The sequence below is a fragment of the Methylibium sp. T29 genome, assembly GCF_000576205.1.
Taxonomy (GTDB): domain Bacteria; phylum Pseudomonadota; class Gammaproteobacteria; order Burkholderiales; family Burkholderiaceae_C; genus Methylibium; species Methylibium petroleiphilum.
In genome coordinates, this window is sequence record NZ_AZND01000339.1 from 1 (window position 1) to 2,999 (window position 2,999).

The 2,999-nt window shown below is 72.5% G+C and carries 5 protein-coding genes and 1 pseudogene; 5 read left to right on the forward strand and 1 reads right to left on the reverse strand.

The features are described 5' to 3' along the window. Nucleotides 1-10: 10 nt before the first annotated feature. From arfB to x551_RS27970, 5 genes and pseudogenes are all read left to right on the forward strand, one after another. On the forward strand, nt 11-421 hold the full coding sequence (gene arfB, locus x551_RS20470) for an alternative ribosome rescue aminoacyl-tRNA hydrolase ArfB (RefSeq protein ID WP_011831130.1): 411 nt from the start codon (nt 11-13) through the stop codon (nt 419-421). A gap of 46 nt (nt 422-467) precedes the next feature. Next, nucleotides 468-1,832 (forward strand): DNA repair protein RadA, encoded by a 1,365-nt coding sequence (gene radA / locus x551_RS20475; RefSeq protein ID WP_036234903.1) that lies wholly within the window; start codon nt 468-470, stop codon nt 1,830-1,832. Then, nucleotides 1,829-2,196 (forward strand): annotated as a pseudogene (locus x551_RS24715) (antibiotic biosynthesis monooxygenase). The gene radA and the pseudogene x551_RS24715 overlap by 4 nt, the downstream one beginning before the upstream one ends. Then, on the forward strand, nt 2,190-2,384 hold the full coding sequence (locus x551_RS27730; protein WP_231497751.1) for a hypothetical protein: 195 nt from the start codon (nt 2,190-2,192) through the stop codon (nt 2,382-2,384). The pseudogene x551_RS24715 and the gene x551_RS27730 overlap by 7 nt, the downstream one beginning before the upstream one ends. A 70-nt stretch (nt 2,385-2,454) precedes the next feature. Next, nucleotides 2,455-2,589 (forward strand): hypothetical protein, encoded by a 135-nt coding sequence (locus tag x551_RS27970; RefSeq protein WP_256364003.1) that lies wholly within the window; start codon nt 2,455-2,457, stop codon nt 2,587-2,589. A gap of 9 nt (nt 2,590-2,598) precedes the next feature. Here the strand turns inward: x551_RS27970 and x551_RS20485 are convergent, their stop codons facing one another. Then, nucleotides 2,599-2,856 carry a PEP-CTERM sorting domain-containing protein gene (locus x551_RS20485; protein ID WP_036250745.1) on the reverse strand — a complete coding sequence of 86 codons (258 nt, stop codon included), beginning with the start codon at nt 2,854-2,856 and terminating at the stop codon, nt 2,599-2,601. Between the last annotated feature and the right edge of the window lie 143 nt (nt 2,857-2,999).

Sequence of the window (2,999 nt, forward strand, 5' to 3'; positions counted from 1 at the left end):
GGCGGCCGGCGTGAACCGGGAGGCGCTGGCCGCGCTGCTGGCGCGCGAGGCCGAGTGCACCGCGGTGCGCGCCCAGGGCGCCGGCGGCCAGAACGTCAACAAGGTGTCGAGCGCGATCCACCTGCGCTTCGACGTGCCCGCCTCGTCGCTGCCCCCGGCACACAGGGCGCGCCTGCTGGCGCTCAACGACCAACGGCTCAGCAGCGACGGCGTGATCGTCATCAAGGCGCAGGAGCAGCGCACCCAGGCGCGCAACCGCGAGGACGCGCTGCAGCGCCTGCTGGAACTGGTGGCCAGCGTGGCGACGCCGCCGCGCAAGCGGATCGCGACGAAGCCGACCTTCGGCTCGAAGCAGCGGCGGCTGGAGAGCAAGGCGCGCGACGGGCAGATCAAGGCACTGCGCCGCCGCGCGATCGACTGAGTCCGGCGGCTCGGGTAGCCCGGCGGGCCGCGCCACAATGCGGCGAATGGCCAAGGACAAGACGAACTACACCTGCAGCGAATGCGGCGGCACGAGCCCCAAGTGGCTGGGCAAGTGTCCGGCCTGCGGGGCCTGGAACACGCTGGAGGAGACTGTCGCCGAGCCGGCCGCGGCCACGCGGCATCGCTTCCAGTCGCTGGCGCGCAGCCAGCCCGTGGCCACGCTCAGCGAGATCGACGCGGCCGACGTCGCGCGCACGCCCACCGGCATCGAGGAACTCGATCGCGTGCTCGGCGGCGGCATCGTCGCCGGCGGCGTGGTGCTGATCGGCGGCGACCCGGGCATCGGCAAGTCGACGCTGCTGCTGCAGGCGGTCGACGCGCTGTCGGCGCAGATGAGGGTGCTGTACGTCAGCGGCGAGGAGAGCGGCGCGCAGCTCGCGCTGCGCTCGCGCCGGCTCGGCCTGGACGGCAGCCGCGTGCGGGTGCTGGCCGAGATCCACCTCGAGAAGATCCAGGCCACGATCGACGCCGAGCAGCCGGCCTTCTGCGTGATCGACTCGATCCAGACCGTCTATTCGGACCAGCTCACGTCGGCCCCGGGCTCGGTGGCCCAGGTGCGCGAGTGCGCCGCCCAGCTCACGCGCACCGCCAAGTCCAGCGGCACCAGCATCGTTCTGGTCGGCCACGTGACGAAGGAGGGTGCGCTGGCCGGGCCGCGCGTGCTGGAGCACATCGTCGATACCGTGCTGTACTTCGAGGGCGACACGCACAGCAGCTTCCGTCTCGTGCGGGCCATCAAGAACCGCTACGGCGCGGTCAACGAGATCGGTGTGTTCGCGATGACCGAGCGCGGCCTCAAGGGCGTGGCCAACCCGAGCGCGATCTTCCTCTCGACCCACGGCGAACCGGTCCCGGGCTCCTGCGTGATGGTCACGCTCGAAGGCACCCGCCCGCTGCTGGTGGAGATCCAGGCGCTGGTCGACAGCGGCGGGCCCAGTCCGCGGCGCCTGTCGGTCGGCCTGGAGCGCGACCGACTGGCGATGCTGCTCGCGGTGCTGCACCGTCATGCCGGCATCGCCTGCATGGACCAGGACGTGTTCGTCAACGCGGTCGGCGGCGTGCGCATCAGCGAGCCGGCGGCCGACCTGGCGGTGATGCTGGCGATCCAGAGCTCGCTGCGCGGGCGGCCGCTGCCGCGCGGCTTCATCGCCTTCGGCGAGGTCGGTCTGGCCGGCGAGGTGCGACCTGCGCCGCGCGGCCAGGAGCGCCTGAAGGAGGCGGCCAAGCTGGGGTTCAGTGTCGCGGTGCTGCCGAAGGCCAATGCACCGAAGAAGCCGATCGAGGGCCTGCGGATCCACGCCGTCGAGCGCGTCGAGCAGGCGATCGACGTGCTGCGGGAGCTGTCATGAGCGATGCGACCTTCGCGGACCTGCCCGCGCCGCCCTACTACGCGGTGGTCTTCAGCAGCCGACGCGCGCCGGCTGTCCTGGACAGCGACGACGGCTACGACGCGATGGCCGGCCGCATGGTCGAGGTCGCCGCCACGCAGCCGGGATTCCTGGGGGTGGAAAGCGCGCGCGACGTCGAGGGCTTCGGCATCACCGTGTCCTACTGGCGCAGCCTGGCCGACATCGCTGCATGGAAGGCACACGCCGAGCACAGCGTGGCGCGCGAGCGTGGCCGGCAGGCTGGTACACGCACTACGAATTGCGGATCGCGCGGGTCGAGCGCGCCTATGGCGGACCGCCCGCGCACGAGGGGCCGGCATGTTGAACCGACCCGGGATGGGCTGGTGCCTGGCCGCCGCGGGCCTGGTGGTGGGCTACTGGGGCTATGGCTGGCCGGGGCTGGCCCTGGCGGCGACGGCGATCGTGTTCTGGCTGCTGCTGCAGTTCAGCCGCGCGATGCGCGTGATGCGCCAGGCTGGCAGCGGGCCGATCGGTCAGGTCGGCAGCGCGTGATGCTCAACGCCAGGCTGCGGCCGGGCCTGACGATGCTGGAGATCCTGCCGCTGACCGGCAGTCTGGGGTGGTGATCGGCGACCCGGCCGACGAGGCCTTTCGCTGGCGTGACGCTGGCGGCGCCAGCGTACGCCTGCAGCTCGAGCGCGGGCGCCTGCAGTCGTGGGTGCTCGAACGCGAGGACGCGGCGGCGCCCGATCGCTAGCGGGGCCGTTCAGCCGCCGAAGCGCCGGCGCGAGACCAGACCGACGACGCCGAGCGCGGCCAGGATCAGTGCGACCGTGTTGGGCTCGGCCACGCTGCCCGCATCGGCTTCGGGCGTCACGGCACGGGCGGCGACGGGCGCGGCGATCGCCGGCGTCGACCGGGCCACCGGATGCTCCGCGGCCCCGGGGCGGGTCTGGGCCTGGCTGCCGTAGGCGATGGCGGCCAGGGTGAGCGTGGCGAGCAGGGGCTTGAGGAACACGTTCATGGGTGACCGAAGTTCGGCTCGGGATCGAGCGGGGCAAGAAATTGCTGCACAGCACAAAAGTACCGCCGTACCCTTGCGCCATCAACCCCGTGAAGGGGGGTTCCCCCGGTTCAGGGGGCGGCGGGCGGGGGCGGCCGGCCGGG

Bases quoted from the DNA above. Each gene is read 5' to 3' on its own strand.
- x551_RS20485 (WP_036250745.1), bottom strand. From the start codon at position 2,856: ATGAACGTGTTCCTCAAGCCCCTGCTCGCCACGCTCACCCTGGCCGCC.
- radA (WP_036234903.1), top strand. From the start codon at position 468: ATGGCCAAGGACAAGACGAACTACACCTGCAGCGAATGCGGCGGCACG.
- x551_RS27730 (WP_231497751.1), top strand. From the start codon at position 2,190: ATGTTGAACCGACCCGGGATGGGCTGGTGCCTGGCCGCCGCGGGCCTG.